This is a genomic window from Vibrio sp. S/42/10, from assembly GCF_029890535.1.
Classification (GTDB): Bacteria; Pseudomonadota; Gammaproteobacteria; order Enterobacterales; family Vibrionaceae; genus Vibrio; species Vibrio cyclitrophicus.
The window spans coordinates 1-26,535 of the sequence record NZ_JAKMZC010000016.1; the positions used below are offsets into that span (position 1 = coordinate 1).

24 protein-coding genes, 1 tRNA gene and 1 rRNA gene are annotated in these 26,535 nt (G+C 44.1%); 11 read left to right on the plus strand and 15 right to left on the minus strand.

Features of this window, described 5'->3' with window-relative positions:
* The first annotated feature begins 2 nt into the window (after positions 1-2).
* The 3 genes from rrf (at position 3) to L8S15_RS16520 (ending at position 755) form a co-directional block, all read left to right on the plus strand.
* Positions 3-118, plus strand: a 5S ribosomal RNA gene (rrf, locus tag L8S15_RS16510).
* Between the two features lie 106 nt (positions 119-224).
* Positions 225-315 (plus strand) — tRNA-Ser (locus L8S15_RS16515).
* Between the two features lie 206 nt (positions 316-521).
* Positions 522-755, plus strand: a complete 234-nt coding sequence (locus tag L8S15_RS16520; RefSeq protein WP_016788865.1) for a hypothetical protein — start codon at positions 522-524, stop codon at positions 753-755.
* A gap of 155 nt (positions 756-910) precedes the next feature.
* On the opposite strand, the gene L8S15_RS16525 is transcribed toward L8S15_RS16520, so the two are convergent.
* Positions 911-2,245: an MATE family efflux transporter gene (locus tag L8S15_RS16525; RefSeq protein WP_016785945.1), complete on the minus strand. Its 1,335-nt coding sequence runs from the start codon at positions 2,243-2,245 to the stop codon at positions 911-913.
* Between the two features lie 262 nt (positions 2,246-2,507).
* The gene (locus tag L8S15_RS16530) at positions 2,508-3,482 is read right to left on the minus strand and encodes an AraC family transcriptional regulator (protein ID WP_010428403.1); all 975 of its coding nucleotides are present in this window, start codon (positions 3,480-3,482) and stop codon (positions 2,508-2,510) included.
* 92 nt (positions 3,483-3,574) lie between these two features.
* On the opposite strand from L8S15_RS16530, the gene L8S15_RS16535 reads away from it, so the two are divergent.
* Together L8S15_RS16535 and L8S15_RS16540 are read left to right on the plus strand one after the other, a co-directional pair.
* Positions 3,575-4,945 (plus strand): serine hydrolase domain-containing protein, encoded by a 1,371-nt coding sequence (locus L8S15_RS16535; RefSeq protein ID WP_010428405.1) that lies wholly within the window; start codon positions 3,575-3,577, stop codon positions 4,943-4,945.
* Between the two features lie 66 nt (positions 4,946-5,011).
* A complete protein-coding gene (locus L8S15_RS16540) occupies positions 5,012-5,797 on the plus strand; it encodes a hypothetical protein (RefSeq protein ID WP_010428407.1) in 786 nt (261 codons plus the stop codon).
* Positions 5,798-5,879: 82 nt separating this feature from the next.
* On the opposite strand, the gene ppsA is transcribed toward L8S15_RS16540, so the two are convergent.
* Positions 5,880-8,252 carry a phosphoenolpyruvate synthase gene (gene ppsA, locus L8S15_RS16545; protein ID WP_016769087.1) on the minus strand — a complete coding sequence of 791 codons (2,373 nt, stop codon included), beginning with the start codon at positions 8,250-8,252 and terminating at the stop codon, positions 5,880-5,882.
* A 178-nt stretch (positions 8,253-8,430) separates the two neighbouring features.
* Here ppsA and L8S15_RS16550 point away from each other — a divergent pair, with 178 nt between their 5' ends.
* The gene (locus L8S15_RS16550; protein ID WP_010428412.1) at positions 8,431-9,264 is read left to right on the plus strand and encodes a pyruvate, water dikinase regulatory protein; all 834 of its coding nucleotides are present in this window, start codon (positions 8,431-8,433) and stop codon (positions 9,262-9,264) included.
* Positions 9,265-9,329: 65 nt separating this feature from the next.
* Here the strand turns inward: L8S15_RS16550 and grxB are convergent, their stop codons facing one another.
* From grxB to L8S15_RS16565, 3 genes are all read right to left on the minus strand, one after another.
* Positions 9,330-9,962 (minus strand): glutaredoxin 2, encoded by a 633-nt coding sequence (gene grxB / locus L8S15_RS16555; protein ID WP_010428415.1) that lies wholly within the window; start codon positions 9,960-9,962, stop codon positions 9,330-9,332.
* Between the two features lie 282 nt (positions 9,963-10,244).
* Positions 10,245-10,403 carry a hypothetical protein gene (locus L8S15_RS16560; protein ID WP_010428418.1) on the minus strand — a complete coding sequence of 53 codons (159 nt, stop codon included), beginning with the start codon at positions 10,401-10,403 and terminating at the stop codon, positions 10,245-10,247.
* Positions 10,404-10,567: 164 nt separating this feature from the next.
* A complete protein-coding gene (locus L8S15_RS16565) occupies positions 10,568-11,548 on the minus strand; it encodes a Gfo/Idh/MocA family oxidoreductase (RefSeq protein ID WP_010428421.1) in 981 nt (326 codons plus the stop codon).
* Between the two features lie 209 nt (positions 11,549-11,757).
* On the opposite strand from L8S15_RS16565, the gene L8S15_RS16570 reads away from it, so the two are divergent.
* Positions 11,758-12,240, plus strand: coding sequence for a GNAT family N-acetyltransferase (locus tag L8S15_RS16570; protein ID WP_010428424.1), 483 nt, complete (start codon positions 11,758-11,760; stop codon positions 12,238-12,240).
* Between the two features lie 2 nt (positions 12,241-12,242).
* Positions 12,243-13,022, plus strand: coding sequence for a L,D-transpeptidase family protein (locus L8S15_RS16575; protein WP_016769090.1), 780 nt, complete (start codon positions 12,243-12,245; stop codon positions 13,020-13,022).
* A gap of 78 nt (positions 13,023-13,100) precedes the next feature.
* Here the strand turns inward: L8S15_RS16575 and L8S15_RS16580 are convergent, their stop codons facing one another.
* The 7 genes from L8S15_RS16580 to L8S15_RS16610 form a co-directional block, all read right to left on the minus strand.
* Positions 13,101-13,838 (minus strand): sulfite exporter TauE/SafE family protein, encoded by a 738-nt coding sequence (locus L8S15_RS16580; protein WP_010428431.1) that lies wholly within the window; start codon positions 13,836-13,838, stop codon positions 13,101-13,103.
* A gap of 158 nt (positions 13,839-13,996) precedes the next feature.
* A complete protein-coding gene (locus L8S15_RS16585; protein ID WP_280574253.1) occupies positions 13,997-14,716 on the minus strand; it encodes a glycerophosphodiester phosphodiesterase family protein in 720 nt (239 codons plus the stop codon).
* A 56-nt stretch (positions 14,717-14,772) separates the two neighbouring features.
* Positions 14,773-16,071 carry a sn-glycerol-3-phosphate import ATP-binding protein UgpC gene (locus tag L8S15_RS16590; protein ID WP_280574255.1) on the minus strand — a complete coding sequence of 433 codons (1,299 nt, stop codon included), beginning with the start codon at positions 16,069-16,071 and terminating at the stop codon, positions 14,773-14,775.
* Entirely contained in the window at positions 16,061-16,903 is an 843-nt protein-coding gene (ugpE, locus tag L8S15_RS16595; RefSeq protein WP_010428440.1) for a sn-glycerol-3-phosphate ABC transporter permease UgpE, read from the minus strand. Before ugpE ends, L8S15_RS16590 begins: the two co-directional genes overlap by 11 nt.
* Positions 16,904-16,989: 86 nt before the next feature.
* Positions 16,990-17,871 carry an ABC transporter permease subunit gene (locus tag L8S15_RS16600; protein WP_010428443.1) on the minus strand — a complete coding sequence of 294 codons (882 nt, stop codon included), beginning with the start codon at positions 17,869-17,871 and terminating at the stop codon, positions 16,990-16,992.
* Positions 17,872-18,132: 261 nt separating this feature from the next.
* Positions 18,133-19,425, minus strand: a complete 1,293-nt coding sequence (locus tag L8S15_RS16605; protein ID WP_010428445.1) for an extracellular solute-binding protein — start codon at positions 19,423-19,425, stop codon at positions 18,133-18,135.
* Between the two features lie 287 nt (positions 19,426-19,712).
* Complete coding sequence (locus tag L8S15_RS16610; RefSeq protein ID WP_016769093.1) at positions 19,713-20,315, minus strand: 2OG-Fe(II) oxygenase; 603 nt, start codon at positions 20,313-20,315, stop codon at positions 19,713-19,715.
* 371 nt (positions 20,316-20,686) lie between these two features.
* On the opposite strand from L8S15_RS16610, the gene L8S15_RS16615 reads away from it, so the two are divergent.
* Positions 20,687-21,475: an MBL fold metallo-hydrolase gene (locus L8S15_RS16615; protein WP_280574260.1), complete on the plus strand. Its 789-nt coding sequence runs from the start codon at positions 20,687-20,689 to the stop codon at positions 21,473-21,475.
* Positions 21,476-21,550: 75 nt separating this feature from the next.
* Here the strand turns inward: L8S15_RS16615 and L8S15_RS16620 are convergent, their stop codons facing one another.
* The gene (locus L8S15_RS16620; protein WP_010428454.1) at positions 21,551-21,979 is read right to left on the minus strand and encodes a RimK/LysX family protein; all 429 of its coding nucleotides are present in this window, start codon (positions 21,977-21,979) and stop codon (positions 21,551-21,553) included.
* A gap of 32 nt (positions 21,980-22,011) precedes the next feature.
* Positions 22,012-22,917 (minus strand): 30S ribosomal protein S6--L-glutamate ligase, encoded by a 906-nt coding sequence (gene rimK / locus L8S15_RS16625; RefSeq protein WP_010428457.1) that lies wholly within the window; start codon positions 22,915-22,917, stop codon positions 22,012-22,014.
* A 602-nt stretch (positions 22,918-23,519) separates the two neighbouring features.
* Between rimK and L8S15_RS16630 the strand changes: the two genes are divergently transcribed.
* Entirely contained in the window at positions 23,520-25,304 is a 1,785-nt protein-coding gene (locus L8S15_RS16630; RefSeq protein WP_280574262.1) for an SgrR family transcriptional regulator, read from the plus strand.
* Positions 25,305-25,468: 164 nt separating this feature from the next.
* Positions 25,469-26,530 (plus strand): MBL fold metallo-hydrolase, encoded by a 1,062-nt coding sequence (locus tag L8S15_RS16635; RefSeq protein ID WP_010428470.1) that lies wholly within the window; start codon positions 25,469-25,471, stop codon positions 26,528-26,530.
* The last annotated feature ends 5 nt before the right edge of the window (positions 26,531-26,535 follow it).

Consider the following 26,535-nt stretch of genomic DNA (forward strand, 5'->3'; position numbering starts at 1 on the left):
TGCTTGGCGACCATAGCATTGTGGACCCACCTGATTCCATGCCGAACTCAGAAGTGAAACACAATAGCGCCGATGGTAGTGTGGGGCTTCCCCATGTGAGAGTAGGACATCGCCAGGCTTTAAATTTATTTTCACTTTTTTAAAAGTGAAGACAAAAGGTATCGCTATTTGCGTATGCAATTAGCAACATCATTAGTGTACTAATCTATTGATGACAATTTGTTGGAGGGATGGCTGAGTGGTCGAAAGCACCGGTCTTGAAAACCGGCAACCGTTAATAGCGGTTCTAGGGTTCAAATCCCTATCCCTCCACCACCATTGAAAAGCCCGCTGAGAAATCAGCGGGCTTTTTTTGTCTGAAAATCATATGAAAACAAGTGTTTATCTTTCAATGCATGTATTAGCATAGGGAATTCGGGTATTTAAAATAACTTCCTTTTAAAATGGTCCCGAATGAAACTGAAGTACTGCAGTTTTAGGCTGGTGGAGTACTTTGACACAATGGAATGATTAACTCATTTATGTTGATGCAGGGCCTGAACTGCTTGATTGTTTTCGTTGGCAACCGCTGCTTAAGGAGTACCGCCATACTCGATTGCGTTTGGCAACTGCGTCCTCGGTTTGATGCTCCTAGCTATGCCGAGCGATTAGAAAGCTTTGAATGGTGGCATTGGGATGATGAAACACTAGCAGAAATATTGCCACCATTCCAAAAAGATTGCGGTGAGTTTTTGGCTTACTTTGAGCAAGTCTAACCCAATATATTTTAAGTCTGAAACTAAAAAAGCAGCCTAAGTGGCTGCTTTTTCGTTTAATAGCTTTATAGCTTTATAGCTTTATAGCTTTATAGCTTTATAGCTTTATAGCTTTATAGCGGTTTAGCTGGCAAGCCGTTTAGTTCGCTAACTGATTAATTAGAAAGCTTAGCCTCGACTTGCCCAAGTGCGCGTTGGTACATAAACCAAGCACATGTACCGGCAAGCACATTACCCACCATGGCACCCCAGAACAGGCCTTCAATACCAGCAAGCTGCGAACCAACCCACAAGCAAGGCAAGAAGAAGGCGAACAGGCGCAGCGCTGAAATCGTCAAGGCGGTGTAAGACTTGCCTAGAGCGTTAGACACAGAAACCATCAGCATACAGATTCCCAATGGCCCTAAGCTAATAGGTACGATCAGTAGGTGATAGTTCAAAATCGTTGATACTTCGCTTTCACTGGTCATTAGGTTGGCCAGTCCGCTCGAAAATAACCAAGTCACTAATGCTATCACCAGCTGGAAACCCAATACGAACATGACTGCAATCTTAACGAGCTTACGTATGTTTATCAGGTTGTTCTCTCCTAACATGCGTCCAATCATTGGTGGCATCGACATCGTTAGTGCAAGCACGGCGACAATCGAGAAGAATTCAAAACGTGAACCCAACGCCCAAGCAGCAACGGCAGCGGTGCCATAGCTAGCAAGTAGCTTAGTGGCAAACATTGATGAAACGGGTGGCAGCAGCTGACTGATCATCGCTGGTCCCATGATGTTGCCAATGGAGCGAACACTCTTACCAATGTTGAGATCGTGCCAGTCAAATGTCATCCAATGTTTCTTAGTTACCTTAGGAGCAACGATAAAGATGCCCGCACCGAACGCTAAAATGGTCGCAATGGCTGCTCCATTGATGCCCATGTCGAAAGTAAAGATGAAAATCGGATCCAATATCAAGTTGATGATACTGGTCGCGATCATCATTGAACCGGGCAGCATGGTATTACCGTTGGCACGACAAACACTGTAAAAGAAGTAGAGTAGGGCTCCTGTCCAAGAGCTGGCTAGCCAATAGATCCAATAAGAATCAATGATCGGTAATACCGTCGGTGGCGCATCCAACAATTGTAAAATTGGCCCACGAAGCAGATAGATGATGACAGAGAAAAGCGCGACACTCACGCTGCCCATCGCAATCACTAATCCACCAAGCTGTTTAGCGTAGCGCGTTTCATTCGCGCCAATGGCTCTTGCAATTACCGCGGTCGTTGCGATTCCTAGCCCGACCTGTATACCAATGATGATCATCTGTATCGGAAGTGTAAAACCTTGAACAGCGAGCGGTAGCACGCCCAGTTGGCCAATGAAAGCACTGTCTACAAGTTGGAAGCTCATCAGGGAAAGTACCCCAAATAGCATTGGCCATGTCATTGTATAGAGTTGTCGGCCAAGAGAAGGCGAGGGAGTTGCGGTAGTAGAATTCATAACACTCTTATCGGTCTTGAAGTTAGGCTTGTTGTGGTGACAAACCTCTCAATGAAGAATTGCGTAAAGGATAACGTAAGGTCAGCTCGATACCAATAATTGTTATTAGATCTATCGATATTACCTTTGCACAGTTTCATCGGTATGTGAGCATTGTGCGATGCAACTTTATGCGTTCGCTTATTGAAATTTACGGTGTCGTATCTTGTTTCTGAGTTTTATATTGGCGGATTGGGTCTAAAGGTTTTTAAGTCGACTATTTCTAATGTTTCGCTTTGTGCCGATAACTTGGTGCTGTGATACCAACCCAACCTTTGAAAGCACGGTTAAAGTTGCTCAAATCACTGTAACCAACTTGCCAACTGATCTCTTGAACTGAAAGGTCGGTCTCTTCGAGTAGCCGTTTTGCCTTGGTTTCACGAACTTGTTCTTTGGCTTCTTTAAAAAGAATGCCTTTACTCTTTAGATTTCTCTGTAGTGTTCGTTTTGTCATGCCGAGCATGGTCGCAAACCACTCAATATTGAACCAAGGTAAAGTCGAGTAAGTGTTTATCAGTGTCTTTACTGCTTGATCCCAATCTTGGGTACTATTTTGTTCTGAGATAGCGCGATAGTCGTCGGGCAGTGGGATCGCAATCGCACCATATTGTTGCTCAAACTGAATATCAGAATTAAAAAAGTGTTTAGGTAACTGACGCGCACCGTTGTTGGTAGAGACAAGTTTAGCGCGTGATGGTTGCCACTGGTCGTCTATAAACTTACGGCATAGGGTAATCACTGTAAGAGATCTAAACCATTCGGATTGTTCAAATCCAGAGGTTGATGGATGATAGCAACTGCGATGACATAACCACCACAAGCCATCTTTTTTCTCGGTCCATATCGTGACGTGGTTGTTCAAACTAGGCATTTCAGCGATCAAACAACGAATGGCTTGTTCTAACGATATGCATTTCTCTATCTCATGGTGTAGCTGTGGTGAAAGTTGTTCGAGAGAGGTTTTTCGCCCAACTTCAATACCAATCGAATAACCAAACTTACGCTCAAGTCGATGAATAAAAAGAATTAAATCTTGGGTAGGGAGCCATTGGTTAGACTGTGTTAGCTCAATTGGTAAACCGCACTCGATAGCGACACTGCGCCAGTCAAGCGATCTCTTGTCACAATATGCAATGTACGGGGCAATATTACTGGTAGAGCTCAATAGTATGTTAGTTATGTTCGATGATGCTTTCATTATTGTTAGTATTACCTATAAATGTCACCAAATGACCTAATTAAGTGTAGCGCAACTTCATATACTTCTTCTAACCCAAAGAGGAGAAGAACATGAAACTTACACCTATTGCCCTAATTCTTTCATCACTCACGATTTCATCGCTTGCTGTGTCATCGACTGTATTTGCAGAAAACCCAGTAGAAGCTGCGCTTAAGATTGAAGGCGCGCAGGTTACTCTACCTGTAAAAGATGCTCACCAATCTTTTACTCCTGGTTTCGTTGATTCAGCTCGTGAAAATTTCAATAATTTCCATTGGCAAATGGGTGGTGATCATAGTGTCTATTACAACATGCACATGAGTGAATTTATGCCGACTGCTCTTGCCGCTCCTAATGCTGAATATAAGCCACTGGTTAAAAACATCGATTCACGCCTTGCTAAATTAACCGTAAACACCGAAACCAAAGGTGAGCTGACAATGGAGCAATACCTAGCGGATGAGCAGTTCAGAACTCAAGGCTTCATGTTAATTCACAAGGGTGAAATTGTTTATCAGGCTTATCCAGGCATGAGCCCTACAGATAGCCACGTTTGGGCGTCAACAGCGAAAACGACAGTAGGTGCAGTAGTCGCTATGCTGGTTGAAGAAGGTAAAGTCGATCCAGAACAAGACATTACTTATTACATTCCCGAGTTAAAAGGGAGTAATTGGGAAGAAATCACTGTCCATCAAGTGCTCAACATGTCGACTGCGTTAGACAATGAAGAAACGCTCGAATCAATATTGAATCCTGATTCTGACGTAGTGCGTTTCTTCGCCGCATCATTCAATTCACCAAGAGCTAAAACCGGTGAGATGGAAACTTGGATGAATGTTGCGAAAGGAGCACAAAAACTAGAGGGTGAGAAAGCTGGTGATCATTTCCGCTATGCCTCAATCAATACCATGGTTTTGACCAAACTAGTCGAAAACATTGAAAACAAGACTTGGACTGAGGTATTTGAAGACCGTGTTTGGTCTAAGGTACATGCTCGTCAGCCTATGCAGATCAACCTAACACCTGATGGAATGGGTATCGCGGTAGGTTTGGTTTCGACGACCTTAGAAGATATGGCACGTTGGGGAACGTTATTTACACCGAGCTGGAAAGCCGTTGCTGATGAGCCTGTGATCTCACAAGCGGTGATTGACCGCATTCATAATGGTGGCGATCCGAAAACCTTCGAAGGCACCAGCAAAGATAGTAGTTCAGTGCATGCTTTTAACGAAAAGGCCGACTACAACGCTTATCAATTCGATTATATCTTCAATGACGGTGCGATGTCGAAAAGTGGCAACCTTGGCCAGTTTATCTATATCGACCCAGAGCGTGATTTTGTAGGCGTGATGTTTTCAACCAACCCATACCACTCAGGTTTTGGTGAGAATAAAGGCCCGGCACTGATGCGCTCTGCAGCGAAACTACTTGCCGACAAATAATCTACTTATAACCCAACAGGATGTTCCAGGCTTCAAGGAGGAAGCAAACGACTTTCGAGATATATAATGAAAAAGTTTGCTCTATTGATCCCTTTGAGTTTAGGTTTAGCGCTGCCTGCACATGCAGAGTCCGAACGTGTTATCGACCCGGCTGATGTCACCAAAGTTTATACTCAAGCTGCATTGATGTTGAACGGTAGCTCAGATATCCAATTTCAGGGACAAGTTTCTGGCGGTTTAGAAAACGGTCAACAGTTTGCCCTACTTGCTGAAGCGACGTTTGTCGATGAAAGTAACACAGCGCTTCGCGATCCAGACAAGTTTGGCACTGAGTACAGTAACTCTAGAGTCCAGTATTTCCATGTATTTGAGACGGGTACTAAGGCGACACCTAAAGTGGGTCTGTCATTAGATTACATTAATACGCGTACTAACATCAAAAACGATTTGTTGTCGGTTGGCGGGGTTGTTGCGATTAATCCTGCTTATACCGGTGGATTTCTTGTATTTCCAAGAGCAGGGTTGATGACAGGTAGCATGGAGATCCCTGGTGTTACTTCATCTAAAGATGATTTAACGGGATACTCTCTTGGTTTGATTACCGCGAAGCATCTCGGTGACTTTGGCGCCTATGTGTCTTTAGTACCAGAGTGGCAGGATCTTTCTGGCGATGACATCGATATGCAGAACTTCTCTTTCAAAACATCATTAAATGTACCGATGAACAGTGCAAGAACTTGGTGGTTGAATACGCGTTATGACATTACCAAAGCAGATGTTGATGTGAAAGGTGTGTCAATGCCGAATGATTGGCAAACCGAGGCTTGGATTGGTGTGAGATACTACTTCTAACCCCTAGTTTGCTAACATGCAAAGAACCTAGAAAAGCCAGTCATCGTGACTGGCTTTTGTCGTTTAGGTCTCGCGCTAAGCGTTATTTATTTGCTACGTTACCAAGCTTCAACCATGTATCGATAACCGTGTCTGGGTTTAGGGATACAGAGCTGATGCCTTGTTCCATTAACCACTCCGCTAGGTCATCATGGTCAGATGGGCCTTGACCACAAATGCCCACGTATTTACCCGCTTTGGTTGCCGCGTCGATAGCCATTTTCAGCATCGCTTTTACAGCAGGGTTACGCTCATCGAATAGGTGTGCAACATCGCCAGAGTCACGGTCAAGACCAAGCGTCAGCTGTGTCATGTCGTTTGAACCGATAGAGAAGCCATCGAAGTACTTCAAGAACTCTTCAGCCAAAATTGCATTCGATGGTAGTTCACACATCATGATGACTTTCAGACCTTGGTCGCCACGGCGAAGGTCGAACTTAGCCAGAATGTCGATAACCGATGCTGCTTCGCTTGGAGTACGAACGAATGGAATCATGATTTCAACGTTTTTCAGACCCATTTCGTTGCGAACACGCTTGATCGCTTGAGTCTCTAGCTCGAAACAGTCTTCGAATACTGGTGAGATATAACGAGATGCGCCACGGAAGCCCAGCATTGGGTTCTCTTCATGTGGTTCAAACGTTTTACCACCGACTAGGTTGCTGTACTCGTTCGACTTAAAGTCAGACATACGTACTATTACACGCTTAGGCCAGAATGCAGATGCGATAGTCGCGATGCCTTCTGTCAGCTTGCTTACGTAGAAATCGATTGGATCTTTGTAGCCGCGAATACGCTCACTGATTTCTGCTTTTAGCTCGTCAGTTTGAGCATCGAAGTTCAATAGAGCTTTCGGGTGAATGCCGATCATCTTGTTGATGATGAACTCTAAACGAGCAAGGCCAACACCTTCGTTTGGAATCTGTGCAAAGTCGAATGCGCGATCTGGGTTACCTACGTTCATCATGACTTTGGTTGGCAGCATTGGCAGCTCATCAACTTCAGAACGTTTGATTTCAAAGTCGAGTTCGCCGTTGTAAACGTAGCCGGTTTCGCCTTCTGAACATGACACTGTTACTGTGTCGCCGTCATTCAGGCTGCTTGTCGCTGTACCACAACCAACAATTGCAGGAATACCTAGCTCACGAGCTATGATTGCTGCGTGACAAGTACGGCCACCACGGTTAGTCACAATCGCGGACGCTTTCTTCATCACAGGTTCCCAGTCTGGGTCTGTCATGTCTGTTACCAGTACGTCGCCTTCTTGAACCAATGACATTTGGTCTAGAGAATCAACTAAGCGAACAGGGCCTGAACCGATGCGTTGACCGATAGCACGGCCTTCAACCAAGACATCCGCCTTGTTGTTTAGTTCGTAACGCTCGATAACGTTTTGGTCACTTTGAGAACATACGGTTTCAGGACGAGCTTGGACGATGTAAAGCTTACCGTCGATGCCATCTTTTGCCCACTCAATGTCCATCGGACGTTGGTAGTGCTTCTCGATGATCATCGCTTGTTTCGCTAGTTCTTTGATCTCTTCATCGTTCAGTGAGAACTCGTTACGCTCTTGTGTATCGGTGTCGATGATATCAACTTGCTTGCCGATCTCTTGGTTGGTTGAGTAGATCATCTTGATCAACTTAGAACCAAATGTCTTTTTAACGATTGGATAGTGACCCGCTTCTAACATTGGCTTATGAACGTAGAACTCATCTGGGTTCACCGCGCCTTGTACAACCATTTCACCTAGACCCCAAGAAGAGGTAATGAACACCACTTGGTCGAAGCCAGACTCAGTATCAAGCGTAAACATTACACCTGAAGAGGCTTTGTCTGAGCGAACCATACGCTGGATACCTGCAGACAATGAAATTCCACGGTGATCAAAGCCTTGGTGTACACGGTAAGAGATGGCACGGTCGTTAAACAGTGAAGCATAAACGTGCTTGGTTGCTTCGAGTACCGCATCGATACCTTTCACGTTAAGGAAGGTTTCTTGTTGGCCGGCGAAAGAAGCATCTGGAAGGTCTTCTGCGGTTGCAGATGAACGAACCGCAACAGACAATTCTTCGTTGTCTTCGATCAGCTCGCGGTAGTTATCGCGGATGTCTTGCTCTAGTGATTCAGGAAAGGGGGCATCTAGAACCCATTGTCGAATCGTTGCACCTGTCTTACGCAGTGCGTCAACGTCTTCAACATCAAGTTCATCAAGTAGTTGGTGAATGCGCTCATCAAGACCTTTGTAGTCAAGAAAGTCGTTAAACGCATACGAAGTGGTAGCAAAACCATTAGGTACAGAAACACCAGCATTGGATAGGTTAGAAACCATCTCGCCCAGTGAGGCGTTCTTACCGCCGACTTTGTCGACATCTTCCATGGATAGGCCATTGAACCATAGGGTATTATTTTGCATTTATTTCTCCAGAAACATAGCAAGCATTGTAGGGATTTAAAGGCAAACGATTACGTATCAGTTTAAAAAAATGTAAATTATTTTCTAAAGCTGTGGGGGACGTAATAGTCAGCAGGGTTTTATTATCTATATTATGGTTACCATCCTACTCAAAATAATTTTAAACATTAAATAAAAAATGCAAATTGATATTCAAAGTCGTGATGTATTCTATGTTTCTGATGGAACGGCCATAACATGTGAGACTTTAGGGCATGTTGTTCTAGGTCAATTCCCATTCAAAGCCAATGAAAAAACCTTTCCGTTTGTGGAAAGTGAGGACAAACTTTCTGATTTATTAAAAGAGATTGATATTTCGTATCGTGATACCGGGTTAGAGCCGTTAGTGTTCTTTTCTATTGTGATCCCAGATATCAAAGCGAAATTACTTACAGCGCAAGCTCACTGTTATGACGTATTGGAAAGTATTGTTCAAAAGGTTCAGGATGATATTCAAATGGCACCGGTTCCTAAATTACAGCGCTCACGCAGTGTAAATAAGGATTCGGTTAAGTATTTCGACCGTATTGCAGCAATTGAATATACGCTCGCGCATGATGACGGCATTACTTTAAAAGGCCTGGAAGAGGCGGACATCATCTTACTGGGTGTTTCTCGAAGCGGTAAGACACCGACAAGCTTATACATGGCAATGCAATTTGGTTTGCGCGTTGCGAACTACCCATTTATCCATGACGATTTAGCGCGTTTGAAGCTTTTGCCAGAGTTTGAGATTTACCGACATAAGCTGTTTGGTTTGACCATAGATGCAGAACGATTGACTGAAATCCGTGAGAACCGATTGGCAGGCAGTGAGTATGCCAGTGATTCGCAATGTTTGTATGAGTTACAGACTGTAGAGGCGATGTTCCGCCGAGAAGCGATACCTTATATCAACACTTCTTCGCTATCAGTTGAAGAAATTTCTACACGGATCTTGGAGCGTACAGGGTTGAGAAGACGCTTGCTCTAATTAGGGGTATAGGGTGTTTAAAAAGAGAAGTTCATCGGTGATCTTCTCTTTTTGTTTTTAACGAGTTAACGAAGCAGCGAAAGCTTAAGTGTTTGGCTCTGGTGTTCTAACCAACGCTCAAGTGCTGGTGGCCACGTGATGCTTGGCTCAACGCAGAAACCGCGCAACATAGAAAAATACACAGCTTGGTCAATAAGCGGTAGCGACGACTGACCATTTTCTAGGTTCAGTAGAAGCTCAGTATCTTTTAATAACGGGTTAATCTGATCAACAAACTGTGGTGTTTGCTCAATCAGCTTATCGAAGTTGAGTTCTTCGGTTTCTTTGGCTGCACGCCATGCTTCTTTGCTTGCTGGTGATTGGTATTCGGCAAGGTCCAGTTTCCACCAACGTGGCAAACCAATACGCTGACTCAACGGGAATGCGCGGCTTTGAAACAGAATCACCTGCTCTGAAGGTTCTCGCTGTTCATCGCTTGATTTCAAATTCATAAAGTAAGCGATGATATCTAAGCTCTCCGCCATGATAGAACCGTCATCTTTTTGTAAGACCGGTACCATTTTTTTACCGATCAAATCGATAAGGGTTTGAGCATCGTCATAATCCACAGAGACAAGCTCGATGTTCAATTCTAGAGATTGAGCGATGTAGGCAACTCTTGCACAGAAAGGGCAGTGGTCGTAAATGTAAAGCTTCATAGCTTCCCTTAGTTCATAGTCAATACAAGTATCAGATGACGCTAATGTAACAGAAGTCTAGGCGGACAATAAGTGTTTGGTTTAAATGGCTACCGTCTAACTGTATGGCCCAAGTTTAGCCTGAGGCTTCTACTCTATGTATAAGATAATCAGTAGATTGAGGGAATTGCAGGCATAAAAAAGGCTCTGATTGTCCACTCTAATGCAGAAGAGTGAAGTCAACCAAAGCCTCAATATTGTTATCTTTAGAAGAGTGACTACTAAAGGAACACAGCAATCAAACTATGCTTTTTTAAGATCTTGCATTGGGTAAGTAAGCGGCAGTGCGCTTTCTACAGTTTTAACGTGAACGTAGTAACCACCAGCACTTAGGCCTGTAACTACCATCTCACCAAGCTCAACACCTTTTGTTGCAACAACGCGATCATCAACTGAAAACACTTTACACACCTTCAATAAATTAAATTAATACGATAGATATCGAACGCGGATTTAAACAGATGGTACGTTAATCGACTAATCCGGTTATTTGTCGTAAAGATTAAATTTGATTATGTATAAATTAAGAGATCTTAAAAATCATATTGTTAACTGACTAAGCGAGTTTATTTGTCCGCAGGATAAACGACACCAACTTGCTGACGCATCTCTGTAATTAACTTAGCAACTGTTAAAGCGCGTTTTTCCGCTTCAGCTTGTGTTGTTTTATCCCCACCGATACAGTTTGCAAAAGCTTGCGCTTCGTAACTCATTGAGTTCTCGCTCTGTGTTTGAGTGAGATTTTCAATGCGGCCATCTCGGTATCGGATCTTAACATCGGTACATTCGGCGATGTGATCGATGATGATCGCGCCGCACTCACCTTGGATCTCACTTGGTGCGTAAGAGTCACTGACTTTGGAGTGCGCAAGGGTTACGTCAAACTCTGGGTATTGGAAGACCGCACAGCCATGCGCATCAACGCCAGAATCAAGCAGTTTTGCTGAAGCATGTGCACTTTCTGGCTTGCCAAACAGAGCAACTGTTGCGGCTACGCAGTAAAAGCCGATATCGACCAAAGAGCCGTTAGAGAAGGCTGGATTGAAGGTATTAGGATTATCTCCGTTTAGATATTTCTGATAACGCGATGAATATTGGCAGTAATTGATGTGTGCCTTATGTACCTTGCCGATTTTTTCTAATCCGAGTTGCACTTGTTTAAAGTTTGGCAGAAATTGAGATTTATACGCTTCAAAAAGCACCACACCGTTTTGCTCTGCGACTTCAAACATTTGAGTTGCTTCATCGATATTGGATGCGACAGGCTTTTCACATATGACATGCTTGCCATGTTTCATCATTAAGATGGATTGTGTGCAGTGCAATGAATTTGGTGAAGCAATGTAGACCGCTTCGATAGTGCTATCACTCGCCAAAGCATCAAGCGAGTCGTAGGTTGTATTAACATTGAACTCTTGAGCGAATTGAGAGGCGCTCTCTATGTTTCTTGAATAAACTGCAGCAAGTTTCATCGATTGAGTTTCGTGGGCAGCTTGAACAAACTTCTGAGTGATCCAATTGGTTCCAATTACAGCAAACTTAATCATATAGGTATCCAGTCGTTAGTGTGTTGATTCTGCAGAGATAGTAGCATTCCACGTCATCGAATGTGTCTGAGAATTGAGGAACAATTAGTTCCCAAATGTTGCCTTATATCAAAAATACGGAATCATGGGACACGTTGGGATTCAGTTACAACGGTGCATAACGAAGGCATTTTTGCTAAAGTATTATGGAATTTAAATAAGGTAATGATATGCAAGTTCGGACAGCCAAGGTAACTGATATTCGCTCGATCTTAGAGCTTTCTGACCAGATAAATCGCCAACATCATCATGGCGCTCCAATGGTGTTTGCTCCCGCGTCTCAATCTTTTTCAGATAGTGAAGAGTACTGGTTGGGGCTGATGCTCGATCCCATTGGTGCTTTCTTAGTCGCTGTTAAGGGTGGTCAAGTTATAGGATTTTTGGCTGGGAAAGTTACGCAGAATCGCGGGGTGAGTTTTATCCAACCTCACAAGATCGCGAGAGTGAATACGATTGTAGTTAACGATGAAGTTCAGAGCCAAGGTGTTGGTAAGTCATTAATGAAGTCATTTAATCAGTGGGCTCAAGCGAGAGGAGCCATTGAACTCCGTTTGGAAGTGATGGAATTCAACCAACAAGCTCAGAGTTTTTATGAATCCTTGGGTATGGAGACGCAATCACGAACCATGTCTATGCGATTTGAGGAGATTTAAGCGTGCGTCTGTTTGCTCCTTTATTCGCTTATTTAGTTGTGTCGATGCAGATTGTTTATGCTGAAACATCTCCAATCGTGGATGTCCCCGTCTATGGTAACAAGTTAGTCGTAGAAAAAATCGTTTCAGATGCAACAGCTATTGAAACTATTGTGTTTGAGTCCGCACCTTCTCAATCTAGTCGCACTCCAACGTCATCAGTATCAGTGCCTCCAAAGCCTATCCTTAACCAAGACTCGCATAAAAATGGCGTTATTCAAAATACTAATAGCGAGCAGTTCGCCCAACTATCTCAATGGACATCCCGCCGAATTTACACAAAACAAAATACCGATTCTTCAATCGATCCGTTGTTACAAGTTGTGACTTTGGTGAAGGTTGATAAATCTAAACGTCGAATGTATCTGCTGAAAGGGAATGAGGTCATTCAGGAGTTTCGAATAGCGTTGGGCAAGGAACCAAAAGGGCATAAACGTTTTGAAGGGGATAACCGCACGCCAGAAGGTCAGTATCAACTGGATTACATCATGGAAGACTCTGATTTCTATCGTTCGGTGCACATTAATTACCCGCGTTCTTCCGATAAGCAATGGGCCAAAAAAAACAAGGTCGACCCAGGTGGCAATATCAAAGTCCACGGTATTAAAAATGGTGAATGGCGTTCACCTAGTTTTATCCAAAGCTTCGATTGGACTGATGGCTGTATTGCATTGACCAATCAAGATATGGATCAGTTTATCGAATTAGTTGGAATGGGTACCCCTATCCATATTGAATGGTAGGATATCGGCACCCAATTTCCCTGAACAACTCTCAAAACAACTCTCAAAAACAATTGCCGAAATCAGCGCTAGAGCCAGTTACAGTAAGACTCGACCTGCACTGAAGATAGCAATTACAATGAGCAGTGCAATCGTGACGGGCTTGAATTTCTCTCCGCCAAATCTCTCAAACAACTTAGAACCCACATAGCCACCCAACATACTGCTTGGTAAAAGAACTGCGGTATGCCAGATCACATCTCGGTTTACTAAGCCTGCTATCGAAGCAGAAACAAATGCACTCGAATCGGCCAAAACAAAGAAAGCGATTAAGCCCGCTCTTGCAATGTGAGGCTCTACTGGGCTAGCTAATGCATGTGTACCAACAGGAGGCCCTGACATTGATGCTGCACCATTCATTACGCCAGCAAGGCTTCCCAGAAGATAAGGAGCAAATCTAGGCTCACTTTGATACTGGAACCCTTTGTAGATCATAAGTGCAGAGGCGAAGATAAATGCACTTATGATCAAGATTATCGCATCTTGGTTCACGGATTTGAGCAGGATTAAGCCGACAGGGGTGAAGGCTAAGCAAGGAATAAACACCTTCGAAACCCAGCGCCAATTTACGTGATGTTTAACCTTCGGTAATAATTGGATATTGCCTAACAGGTCGATCAGCATGAAAACGGGAACGAGTTCGATAACAGGCACGAATAACGCACTTAATGGCAATGCCACTAGGGTGAAACCGAAACCTGAGAAGCCACGAACTATGGCAGCGAAAATGAAGATTGCACCCAAAATTGGGAAAGTTGGACTAAAAATGAGATCCATAAATGAAGTAACCAATGAAGCTGCTTAAGAAAAGCGAGCTAATGAAACCAAGTGAGTAGCGGAATGTACTCCTACTCACTTGTGTTTACTACTTAATTTGCAGGTTTCTCGGGGTTAATTTCAAAGACGTTAAAGGTTATTTTCTGGTATTTACCAGGTCAATTTATAGCGCTGAATTTATCTGGAAAATCAGTGAATACCGCGTCCACTTTTGAAAGGAATTTGAAGCGAGAGGGGTCATTCACGGTATAGCACCATGTTTGAATTTTTGCTTCGTTAAGCGTATCAAGATCGCTCTGATTTACGTGTTCATAATTCATATTGCAGCTGAACGCTTTGACCTTATCAATGAGCATCAGATCGGCTTGAGTCAGTTGTTCGGTAATCACGCCAACGCGGTATCTCGGTAAATGGTGAGCGATTTCAACGATCACTTGATGACTGAAGCTAGATAATAAAATCCTATCTGTATCCAGATTTGAACGGATCAATTCTGAGTGCAACAGATCAACCACATGCGGGGCTTGATGTCTGCTATCGACCTTGATCTCTAGGTTAACGCTAAGACCGTGTTGTTCAACTAGGCCAAGTAGCTCTGAGAGCGTCAGTATTTTTTCTCCAGAGAACTCTTCAGATTTCCAGTTTCCGAAATCAAGTTGGCGCAGCTCTGCGAGCGTGTGCTCATCGACACGCCCTTTACCATCACTACAACGTTCTAGTGTGTGATCGTGACAAACCACAAGTTGATCATCCTGTGTAGGTTGAATATCAACTTCCACCCATTTCAAACCGAGTTTTGCGGCTTGTTCAATGCTTGCTTTGGTATTTTCTGGGTGAGTACCTGCTACACCTCGATGACCTACGATGATAGACGACATAATTAATCCTTCTTAAAGACGCACCGTAAAAACGCATTAATTATCAGTGTACTCGATTAAGCTAGAGCCGTCGTTAAGCTTGTCGTATCTTCGTGTGACTCCTGTGATGTGAAGTTATTTGGGTGAATGCGTTTGCCATGATTGTCAAAAATATGCAGGTTGGATTTATCGATGCTTAGTCCGAGAGGGACGGCTTGGCACAGCGCCGTTTCGGGTGTCACAGCGATAAAGGGTTGTTCGTTCACAAGGCCATGAACCAATTGATTTGGCCCTAAAGGCTCAACCACGCTGATGCGTAATTCAAGCGGCAGCGCGTTCATGACTAAATCGGCACAAACCTCAGAGTGTTCTGGCCGAATACCAAGTGTGATGGATGTGTTTTTTACGTGGGCGTATTCGGGCAAGTACATTTGCTGGTCGCCAATTTCAAGGTAGCCGTCGTCGAGTGTTGCTGGTAAGAAATTCATCGCAGGGCTGCCAATGAAGCTTGCCACAAAGGTACTGGCTGGCTGGTGGTAGACCTCTCTTGGTGTACCGACTTGCTCTATTTGACCGTTGTTGAGTACCACAATTCTGTCAGCTAGTGTCATGGCTTCAACTTGATCATGAGTGACGTAAACACTGGTCACGCCAAGCTCGCGTTGCAGCTTTTTGATTTCTAACCTCATGTGAGCACGCAGTGAGGCATCTAGGTTAGATAAAGGTTCATCAAACAAGAACAGTTGAGGGTCGCGCACGATCGCTCGTCCCATGGCAACACGTTGACGTTGACCGCCTGACAATTTAGCGGGTTTGCGATTGAGATATTCTTCGATTTTGAGTGTCTTGGCGACTTTCTCAATTTTCTCTTCAATTGTGTGTTGGCTGACACCTCGGTTTTTTAACCCATAAGCCAGATTTTTATACACTGTCATGTGTGGGTAGAGCGCATAATTCTGAAAAACCATTGCGATATCGCGCTTTGCTGGCTTCTCGGTATCGACTCGACGACCGGCTAAGTGAATCTCACCGCCAGAGATGCTTTCTAACCCAGCAATGGAGCGCAAAATAGAAGATTTACCACAGCCTGAAGGGCCAACTAACACGAGAAATTCACCTTTTTCGATATCAAGAGATACTCCTTTAACGGCACGGTGACCATTTTCGTAAGTCTTGACCAAGTTCTTGATACTCAACATGATTGGTGTCTTACGCGTCTGTCCGTTGTTTGTTTGGTGGTGACCAAGTATTTGATGACGAGTCGTCATTTGCGAGTCCTCTGTATTTTTGTGGATAGTTTTTTGAGAAGCTTTGTACTCATCTAGCGATTGAATATGGTTATCTTTCATTTGAGTTGTGTCGTTATTATTTTTCACTTTCTACTAGCCCTTTTACAAACCAACGCTGAAATACAACCACCACTAAAACGGGCGGTAACATGGCTAAAATGACCATGGCGAAAACATAGTCGTAGCGTGGTAAACTGGTTTCATTGATGTTGTTGAGTACTTGTTTGATACCCATCACGATGGTGTTGTAGCCTTCGTCGGTGGTCATCATGATTGGCCACAGATATTGGTTCCAACCCACCACAAACATGATGATGAAGATTGCGGCGATCATGGTTTTAGACAGTGGCAGTAAGATGTCGATCAAAAACCTAAATGGACCTGCGTTATCTAATTGTGCGGCTTCTAGCAATTCGTCGGGGATGGTTTTGAAGAACTGCCTAAAAAAGAACGTCGCGGTGGCTGACGCGATCAAAGGCAGAATTAAACCTGTGTAGCTATTAAGAAGCCCGAGCCCTGCAACAACTTCATAGGAAGGGATAATACGAACCTCTAATGGCAGTAACAGCGTCACGAAGATCAGCCAAAACCACGCCGTGGCGTAAGGGAGTCTAAAGTAGACCAAAGCAAACGCGGCCATCATCGAAATTAAGATCTTACCGATCGCAAAACCGAGCCCCATGATCATCGAGTTGGCGATCATTTTACTGGCGGTGACTTCGCCACTAAAGCCCATACTCTTGTTCCAAGCTTCGCTATAAATGGCGGTAAAGTTATCGCCTGGGAGCCATTGCAGGCCATCGCTGACAATGGTGTTTGGGTTATGCGTCGAACTGGCGAAGATTAGCCAGATAGGGACCAACATAAACAGCATCCCAGCAATTAAAATTAGGTGGTCAGAGACCTTATTACTTTTCATAAATAACTCCTGTCGCGTAATTCATTGCACGCTTGGCTTTCACTGGTGGTTGCTCTCTATTGCCGATAAGTAGCGCGATTGAAGGGTTAATAGTGAACACGCTTTTCTACAACGCGGAACTGGATAAAAGTCAGAGTGAGTACCAGTACTAAAAGCACTACAGATTGCGCTGAACTACCGCCCAAATCGGCACCAACAAAGCCGTCTCGATACACCTTGTAAACTAACGAAGTTGTACCGCCACCAGGACCGCCATTGGTCATGGTGTCGATCACGCCAAAGGTTTCAAAGAAGGAGTAGGTGAGGTTGATGACCAACAGAAAGAAGCCAGTAGGGGCCAGTAGTGGGAAAGTGATGGTCCAGAAACGTTTCGAGTCACTGGTACAATCCAGCATCGCTGCTTCTTTTACCGCGTAAGAGATCGATTGAAGTCCCGCCAGAAAGTAGATGAAATTCACCGAAACCTGTTTCCAAACCGACACTAAAATCAGAGCAAACGTGGCATCTATAGGATCGGTCTGAAAGCTAAAGTCCCAACCAATAACTGCAAATAACTCGGTAAACACGCCAATGTGTGGGTTAAACAAGAAAGCACCGATTACGCCTGCGATCGCAGGAGCAACGGCGTACACCCAAGTGAGAGTGACCTTGTAAGCCCCTTGTCCGTGAATGATATTGTCGGCTTTTGCGGCGAGCAGCAAAGCCAAGGCAAGCGATAGGAAAGAAACCACAATCGCGAACATCAGGGTAAAGCCAATTGAGCTGAGATACTCGCTCGATTCGAATAGCATTTGATAGTTTTCGAACCAAACGAATAGAGAAGATGTGCCCCAAGGATCTTCCAGCATAAAGGAGAGATAAACTGCCTTTGCCGCTGGGTAGATAAAGAAAACCGCAATGATGAGTATCTGAGGTGCTAAAAATAGGTAAGGCAGCGGAGAGTGAAAGAATTGTTGACGTCGTTCCACAGGGTAATCCCAAAAAGTTATTAAAAGTTGACCACTAGCTAGTGACAGTTATCACTAGCGCGATATCAAGGAATGCATCCAGTTGAGTTATCGTTGTTGGAGCAAGAAATGGCGCTAATGAATAATCTCCTCGCGCCTCGTCATGACTCTATTTATTCGAGGGTGCTGACAAGACGTGAGGAGTAATTTACTGCTTTGGTTAGTTAAGCTTCTAAACAGAAACTTCTGAGTTAATAAAGCAGCTTTAGCTAACGAGCCGACCTAATTCATCGTGCGAGCGAAGCGTTTTAGTAGCTTGCTGCTTTCATCTTCGACTTTGTCTAGGCTGTTCTCAACGCTAGAGCGGTCAGCGAAGATATTGTCGAACTCACGGTGCATCACTTCACGGATCTGCGGGTAATAACCTAAGCGGTAGCCCTTAGTCCATTCGCCCGATTTAAGGCTTAGCTGCTTAACACCCACTTCTGCGTCTGGTTGTTCTTTGTAGTAACCAGACTCTTTCGCTAGTTCATATGCAGCGGTTGTTACAGGTACATAGCCCGTGGTTTTGTGCCAGTAAACCTGTGTTTCAGGCTTAGTCAGGTAGTCAAAGAATGCAGCCACACCTTTGTCTTGTTGTTGGTCATGACCATTGAGTGCAAACAGAGCGGCACCACCAATGAAGGTTAAGCCAGCATCCGGGTTAACCGATTTCCAGTATGGAAGGTAAGTTGTGCCTAACTCGAAAGGTACGCGGTTACGTAAACCACCGAATGAACCTGAAGAGCCCATCCACATTGCCACTTCTTGGCGCTCGAAAGGCGTTTGGTTTGCATCCCAATCGCTGCCGTAATACTTGTAATAACCTAGATCTGACCACTCTTTCATCTTGCTAACGTGCATCATCATGTCTTTGGTGTTGAACATGATCTTAGTGGATAGGCCGTCGTAGCCGTTGTTCTGGTCAGAGACTGGCAGGTTATGGCGAGACTTGAAGTTCTCGAACATGATCCATGGCGTTAGAGATTGAGAAAACGCGATGTGTCCGTCTTCCTTCAGCTTTTTAGCAACAACTTCTAGTTCTTCATAAGTTTTAGGTGCCTCTGCACCGACTTCCGCAAGAAGGTCTTTGTTGTAGTAAAGAACTGGGGTCGAACTGTTGAAAGGCATACCAATCATCTTGCCTTGGCTGTCTGCATAGAAGTTACGAACGCCCGCTAGGTAGTCGTTCGAATTAAAGTTGTAGCCAGACTCAACCAGAATATCTTGTACGGGTTTGGCGACACCTTTAGCGTTCATGATGGTTGCAGCACCGGCATCGAATACTTGTAGAATGTTAGGAGCTTCGCCTGCTCGATATGCCGCGATACCCGCTGTTAAGGTCTCTGTGTATGAACCTTTATAGATTGGCGTGATCTTGTAATCATCTTGTGACGCATTAAAGTCAGTCGCAATCTTATTGACGGTTTCTCCAAGTTGGCCGCCCATTGCGTGCCACCAAGTGACTTGAGTCGTTGCGAACGCTGGCATTGCCGCTGTTGCGGAAAGAACGCCTGCCAAAATTAGCTTATTCATCTTCTTTTCCTTTTGGATGAAATCGATGTAGAGGTATTGAATTAGAGTATTAACGAGACGGTAGGGGTGTCGTTTGAAGCTATCTTGAACAGGCCATATTTCACTTACGTGGCTAAACCGTTTCAGTGATATGAAAGATTCGTTTCGATTTTATTTAAGAGTAAAGTTATTGATGGTTTTGATGTTGAACATGTTCGGTTTTTAAGACGTTTTATTGAACAACTGTTGTTCAATAAAAAAGCCTCTCGATGGAGAGGCTTAGAAGAAGGTTCGATGTGGATACAGTTTTAGTGCGCGATGTCCAATTGGTTGTCTTTCACGCCGTTAATACGGAACCAACCAGCGATACTGAATCGCTCTGTGTTAGTAGGCAGAACCTCGTGTGGGAATTGTTCAGACAAGAATACCAATAGTCGACCACCCTTTGGTGGAATGGTCGCGATGTGGTTGTCTTTTAGATCGTAAACCACGAGCTCACCAGCGTCTTCTTCTGTCCACTCATCATTCATGTAGAACACAGTAGTCAGGCGGCGGTTTTCATTGCCCTTGAAACAATCTAAGTGCTTCTGGTAGAAGTCGCCTTTTTCGTATTTAGCAAAGTGCGCTTCGTACTCGAACAGACCCAAAAAGAACGCTTGGTTTGCCGCTAAACGAATTTGTTCCATCTTGTCTAAAAACAGAGATGCTGGCTGACCCATATCACGGCGTACCCACTGAATTTTGTCACTACGAATCGTTGCTTCTCGTGCTACATCATCGTTACGGCCGATCCTAGCCTTTTTCCAGTTCTCTGGAATGCAATCCCTCAATGCCACCACTTCTTCGTGAGTTAAGAAGTCGTCCCAAACGAAATAACCTTGGGTAGAAAGAGCATCGATCAATTGGTTCATGTATAGCACTCAGACAATAAATTAGAGGCGCATATATAGTCCGAATAACTCGGGCTAACAAATCACATGTTTTGTTGTCACGACAAATAGATTCATAAGCTTTATCTGAAAGGTTGATAGAACAAGGTTTCCGATAATGTGAGCATTCAATAATGATGAAAAACATCGGATTAAATTGATGATCATCTTTGAAATTTGTTCCCATTGCACTGAGTTGAATTGGATTTGAGTAATTTAGTGGTTACCAGTGGAAATCTTGATGCGAGCTATCTATCCGGTTTTAGATTATTGTTTTTAACAAAATGATCACAATTAAAGTTGGATTTGCTAATATAAAGGTCTGACCAGTTGTTTTATCACAAGGAGTGGGTTTGCAGCTGCATACCATTAAAGGCTATATCCAAGACATGTATCTCGTAGAGTACCCTGACAGGTTGCTCTTGCTTGATGGTGCGTGTCGAGCCGACATCCCGCATTTGAAGGATTTCATCGAAACTGAGCTTGTGCGTGATTTTGCTGATCTACATACGGTTGTGGTTACGCACATGCATCCAGACCACGCAGGAGCAGCGCACAAGCTCAGAAAGCTGACCAATTGTCATTTGGTTGCAGCAAACCGAGACAAGGATTGGTATTACGGCATTGATGGCATTTTGATGCATCTGACCGATCTGGCATTGGCACGATGGATGGCGAACCGATTGGGCAAGCCAAAAGCAGATTTGTGGTATTCAAGAAAGTTAAAGCCCGACTTCAAGTTGTCGGATGGTGATAGCATTCCGGGGTTTGATGACTGGTTAGTTCTAGAAACACCGGGTCACACTGACAGAGATCTTTCCGTCTATTGCCCATCACACAGTATTGCCTATGTGGCGGACTTAATGGTTGAGGTCAAAAAGAAGCTGATTCCGCCTTTCCCAATTTTTCATCCCAATAAGTATCGAGCGTCGGTGTCTCGTATCTATGACATGCAGGTCGACACCTTGCTGGTGGCGCATGGGGGACAAGTGAATTTGAGTGAGCAAGCATTTGAACATTTGTTGCTGAGTGCGCCAAGAAGGCCCGTGACACATTGGCGAGTGACTAAAATTAAACTCAAAGGTTTGGTTAAATCTGTTTGGCGATTTGGGTTTAACAATAAAAAAAATCGCCACAAATAATAAAGGCCAGTCTCAAAGACTGGCCTTTATTAGTGTGTGTTGTTGACTCACTATTTGAGCTGTGGAGCAGTTCAATTAGTGAGAAATTAGAAACTCACCTGCTGGGTCAACAATCACTTTGTCACTCATGCCTTGACGACCAAGCAGCATCATATAAGTCATATCCTGACGGTTGCTTAGCGTGATATCGATAGGCCATTCTTGACCACCGATTTTTAGCATGGTTTCAATCACACAACGGTGTTCAACTTCGCCGTTAGATGATTTGATTCTTTTACTTGCTTTCAGTTTCGCCTTGCAGCGTACGGTCTCTTCTAGGTGGTAAACATCTGGGTGAAGATCGAACTCAACGAAGTTTTCACCGTCTGTTTTTACACATAGTAGATTGTCTACGTGCAGAGAAGAGGTTTGAGCCCCTGTATCAACACGCGTATGTAGTCCAGTTATCCCTAACTCTGGTAAGCAAAGTGCTTCTGTATTCCCTATGATCATTTTATTGTTCATGTTTTTTCCAATCATGAGTAAACGGCGTTTAATCAGCCTTTGCCACGAGTACGGTTAGCGTTTGGTTTTGCATTTTTCTCGATGAATCCGAAAATCATATCTGCTACATCTTTGCCTGTCGCTTTCTCGATACCTTCTAAGCCTGGAGAAGAGTTCACTTCCATTACAACAGGGCCATTCTTAGATTGTAGAATATCGACACCACATAGGTTTAACCCCATGATTTTAGCTGCATTGATCGCTGTTGCGCGCTCTTCTTTGGTTAGTTTAACCAGTTGAGCTGTACCGCCACGGTGCAGGTTAGAGCGGAATTCACCCTCACCAGCTTGGCGCTTCATTGCTGCAATAACCTTGTTACCCACAACAAAACAACGGATGTCTGCGCCATTAGCTTCTTCAATGAACTCTTGAACCAATATGTTCGCTTTTAGGCCCATGAATGCTTCGATAACGCTTTCAGCTGCTTTGTTTGTTTCTGCTAGAACCACACCGATACCTTGAGTACCTTCAAGAAGCTTGATAACCAGTGGCGCGCCACCTACGTTTTTGATCAAGTCTTGAATCTTGTCTGGGCGGCTAGCGAAACCTGTTTTTGGTAAGCCAATACCTTTGCGAGACAACAATTGTAGTGAGCGCAGTTTGTCGCGAGAACGACTGATTGCTACTGACTCATTGATACAAAAAGTGCCCATCATTTCGAATTGGCGAACAACCGCAGTCCCGTAAAAGGTAATGGAAGCGCCAATACGTGGAATAACAGCATCGTATTGAGGTAGCTCTTCACCCATGTAGCGAATCTTCGGATTGTTACTCGCGATATCTATATCACAGTGCAGCGTGTCGATAACATCGACCTGGTGACCACGTGCTTCTCCAGCCGCTTTTAAGCGAGAAGTAGAGTATAGATTTTCGTTGCGAGAAAGAATTGCGATACGCATGGCGTTTCCTTAGTTAATACCTGATTGGTAACTGCAAATAAATGAGTTGTTAGCTGAGCTTTCAGTTTTTTCTGAGGCTCCTTGCTTGCTTCGGGGCGAACCTTAAGGCTTTTCGTTTAACTAAGAAAACGAATTAAATTTGTCGAGTCGACAACAGAAATTTATCGAATGTGTGAGCTATTGGTACAGCAGGCTTGAGAGGGGATTTGGAATGGAAAAGCGAGTTGAGACCTAACTCATATTGGGGGTAGGAGCCTATTAGGTTGTGCTCAACTCGCGTTAACTCGGTGCTAAAAAGTGTACTAATAACGCCAGTTACATAGCTCTATAAGTGTTCGTAGCGCTTCTCTTTCGAGCTTGCTACAGGTGCTTTTTAACTTATTAAGATAGTATTTTCTCATGGTCATTACTCTCTCTAGTTAGGCTTTATTTACAACCTATGGTTTGTTGCTGACCCGTTCATTATGGTTAATTAAGAGGAACTAGAAAACAGATGGTATTTTTATTGGTTGTTCCTGTTTTTGCCATATCACACTACTTTTTTACGATTGTGTTTTATAATGGGCTTAATTAGGAAGAGTTAGGTTTAAAAGGTTCATTATTTGTCTGATCTAAACATGATGCGTTACTACATGCGGCTAGAGTCGTTCGAGCCAAATATTTCTCACTCCGTGACCTTAACGGAAGTGGCAGACAAGCTGTTTACCAGTTTGCGTCACGCTCGAACCTTGTTAGGTAAGATGCATCAAGCTGAATGGGTAGTGTGGGAACCAAAAGTTGGCAGGAATCAACGATCTAACCTGACCTTACGCTTTAGCAACCAAGAGCTGACGCAACATGTTGCTGGCAAATTGATAGAGCAGGGCAAATACGAAAAAGCCCTCTCGATTCTAGACAATGACCGCGCAATATTTGGTTCTCTCCTCCAAGAAACCTCGGGCGCGACAATGCGTGAAGGGCTGCTGCATGTCCAATTAACCTATAAACGTAAGTTTGAAGACCTGTTTCCGCACCATATTCACCGCAGTAGCGAACGATTTTTGATCAGGCAAGTATTCAGTTGCCTCGTCACTTGTAGTGGTAAAGGCGAGTTGAAGTCTGAGTTGGCGCACCATTGGGAATATGATTCTGATAAGTTAGTTTGGACTTTCTATTTGCGCCCAGGGCTTACTTTCCACGATGGACAGCCAGTTGATGCTAAACAGTTAGTCTCGCTGTTTTCAGCCTTACAAACCTTGCCTTTCTATCAAACAGAGTTAGCTCATGTTGCTTCGGTTTACAGTGAGCAGCCGTTAAGGATCAGCTTTCAACTCACCAAAGCAGATACCGGCTTTGCTGGTTTACTTGCTGGCGTTAAATATTCGATTCAACCCGCAGCGCAAGTGGCCCGTGAACCGTCACCATTAAGTTCTGTGTCCCATGCTGTTATTGGAACCGGCCCATTTAAAGTGATTGAGACCAACAATGAACGAATCAAGCTCGCCGCATTTGAGCACTATTATGGTTGCCGCTCTTTAACCGATGAGGTGACTATCTGGCAGTTTGAGGAATCAATGACGGGCACTGCTCGCTTCGATGAAAGCCAAATGCACGTATCGCCTTATGAAGATTCTTCTTGCTTTCATCAGTTAGGGAAAAGCGATGCGGAACTTGTTTCTGCAGACACAGACGGCCTTCGTAGCCGAGTCGAGGATGGGTGTCTGTTTATTCTATTCAATCAGAACTCAGCGGCTATTCCACTAAATAATGAGCAGCGCAAATTCCTTTCAGAACTGACTAACCCACAAGCGATCTTGTCTCAGTTGGAACATAACAAAGGTCTGTTTAGTGTCTCTTTAGCTCAAAATATACTGCCAAGTTGGCAGAAAATGTATCGAACGCCTTCGAAAGAGGCACAACTGCCGAAAAATATGAGTATTGCGGTTTACGACTATTATGCGTTGTATCGATGTGCGATTTGTGTATCCGACATACTCAAACGGTATGGTGTGGACGTTGAGGTGAACACCTACAGTTTTCGAGAGTTGGCGCAGCTCTCTCAGAGTGGCGAGTTAAAGGAGGACTTGGTGCTGTGTAACTTAAACCTCGATGACAATGCCCCGTCTTCGCTGTTTTCGTGGATGATGAACGATCCTGTTTTGCACTCTGCTTTAGGAGAGATGAACAGCGACTGGCTCAAGCAGCGTTTAGACCATCACAAAGCGTCGGTTGAACTGCCGAATTACTTGGCAGAGTTGGAGCCCGTTGCATCGACGCTGATCTCGGATTATTGGTTAGTGCCTATGTTCCATCACCTACAAACCGTGCGTTTCCAAGGTATTCTGAAGAATGTAGCCATCACGAACTGGGGTTGGCCAGATTTCAAGAATGTATGGTCTGCGGATTAATATTTCTAACTAAATAGATTCACTATTCTTTTCTAGCCGATCTCGGCAGGTACACATATAGCCAAAATATAAGTTACACTAGCCGGTTTACTTTTTAGTTTTACTATGTAAACTAATCAGTGTAGTTTTGCGTTGGGATAGACCCAATGATTAAAGAGATACCAATGAAAAAATATCTATTACCGATTTTAGGAGTACTTGCCGTGGTCGCTATCGTAAGCACAGGTTCACAATCAAACGACAATCTAGATAAGCTTCCGAAGAAGTTTGTTAACAGTGAGTTGGAATACAAATCGGGTATGTCTGATATTTTTTCAATCTTGAAAGCTTACGTGACTGTGGAAAGAAATGAGCCGGTGCCACGAGCTGCATTGCCTCTGATACCGATGACAGCCGAGCAACTGATCGAAGAACAAGACGACGTTGCTTACCGCTTGGGTCACTCTAGCGTGATGATGAAACTGGATGGAAAACTAGTGATGACTGATCCTGTGTTTAGTGATCGCGCATCGCCAGTGCAATGGATGGGGCCAAAGCGCTTCCACCCAACACCAATCTCATTACAAGAACTGCCTGATATTGATGTGGTAGTGATCAGCCACGATCATTACGACCATTTAGACAAAGGTGCCGTAAAGGTATTAGCAGACAAAGTAGGGACATTTTTGGTGCCACTCAGAGTCGGTGCTCTACTAGAAAAGTGGGGCGTGGATAAAGCAAAGATCATTGAGTTGAACTGGTGGGAGTCAGCAACCGTTGCTGATATCGAGTTCACTTTGACGCCGACACAACATTTTTCTGGGCGTGGCTTACTTGATCGTGACCAAACATTGTGGGGGAGTTGGGTCATTAACGCTTCAGATAAGAAAGTCTTCTTTAGTGGTGACTCTGGTTACTTCAACGGCTTTAAAGAGATTGGTGAGCGTTTCGGACCGTTTGATTTAACCATGGTTGAAACGGGCGCGTATAATTCACTCTGGGCGGATATTCATATGTTCCCAGAGCAAAGCGTTCAAGCGCACATTGACCTTAAAGGTAAGGTGATGATGCCAATCCACAACAGCACGTTTGACCTTTCTATGCACGATTGGCAAGACCCAATGGAGCAAGCACTGACGATAAGCAAAGAGCGAGACGTGCAAATGGTGAGCCCTGTGATGGGTGAACGCCTGGTGATCGCAGAGCCAGTACCTGTTCAAGCATGGTGGAAACTAGCATCGAATTAGAGCTG

Excerpts from the sequence above, each read along its gene's own strand:
- L8S15_RS16520 (WP_016788865.1), top strand. The coding sequence starts at position 522 with ATGTTGATGCAGGGCCTGAACTGCTTGATTGTTTTCGTTGGCAACCGC.
- L8S15_RS16525 (WP_016785945.1), bottom strand. The coding sequence starts at position 2,245 with ATGAATTCTACTACCGCAACTCCCTCGCCTTCTCTTGGCCGACAACTC.
- L8S15_RS16530 (WP_010428403.1), bottom strand. The coding sequence starts at position 3,482 with ATGAAAGCATCATCGAACATAACTAACATACTATTGAGCTCTACCAGT.
- L8S15_RS16535 (WP_010428405.1), top strand. The coding sequence starts at position 3,575 with ATGAAACTTACACCTATTGCCCTAATTCTTTCATCACTCACGATTTCA.
- L8S15_RS16540 (WP_010428407.1), top strand. The coding sequence starts at position 5,012 with ATGAAAAAGTTTGCTCTATTGATCCCTTTGAGTTTAGGTTTAGCGCTG.
- ppsA (WP_016769087.1), bottom strand. The coding sequence starts at position 8,252 with ATGCAAAATAATACCCTATGGTTCAATGGCCTATCCATGGAAGATGTC.
- L8S15_RS16550 (WP_010428412.1), top strand. The coding sequence starts at position 8,431 with ATGCAAATTGATATTCAAAGTCGTGATGTATTCTATGTTTCTGATGGA.
- grxB (WP_010428415.1), bottom strand. The coding sequence starts at position 9,962 with ATGAAGCTTTACATTTACGACCACTGCCCTTTCTGTGCAAGAGTTGCC.
- L8S15_RS16565 (WP_010428421.1), bottom strand. The coding sequence starts at position 11,548 with ATGATTAAGTTTGCTGTAATTGGAACCAATTGGATCACTCAGAAGTTT.
- L8S15_RS16570 (WP_010428424.1), top strand. The coding sequence starts at position 11,758 with ATGCAAGTTCGGACAGCCAAGGTAACTGATATTCGCTCGATCTTAGAG.
- L8S15_RS16580 (WP_010428431.1), bottom strand. The coding sequence starts at position 13,838 with ATGGATCTCATTTTTAGTCCAACTTTCCCAATTTTGGGTGCAATCTTC.
- L8S15_RS16585 (WP_280574253.1), bottom strand. The coding sequence starts at position 14,716 with ATGTCGTCTATCATCGTAGGTCATCGAGGTGTAGCAGGTACTCACCCA.
- ugpE (WP_010428440.1), bottom strand. The coding sequence starts at position 16,903 with ATGAAAAGTAATAAGGTCTCTGACCACCTAATTTTAATTGCTGGGATG.
- L8S15_RS16605 (WP_010428445.1), bottom strand. The coding sequence starts at position 19,425 with ATGAATAAGCTAATTTTGGCAGGCGTTCTTTCCGCAACAGCGGCAATG.
- L8S15_RS16610 (WP_016769093.1), bottom strand. The coding sequence starts at position 20,315 with ATGAACCAATTGATCGATGCTCTTTCTACCCAAGGTTATTTCGTTTGG.
- L8S15_RS16620 (WP_010428454.1), bottom strand. The coding sequence starts at position 21,979 with ATGAACAATAAAATGATCATAGGGAATACAGAAGCACTTTGCTTACCA.
- rimK (WP_010428457.1), bottom strand. The coding sequence starts at position 22,917 with ATGCGTATCGCAATTCTTTCTCGCAACGAAAATCTATACTCTACTTCT.
- L8S15_RS16635 (WP_010428470.1), top strand. The coding sequence starts at position 25,469 with ATGAAAAAATATCTATTACCGATTTTAGGAGTACTTGCCGTGGTCGCT.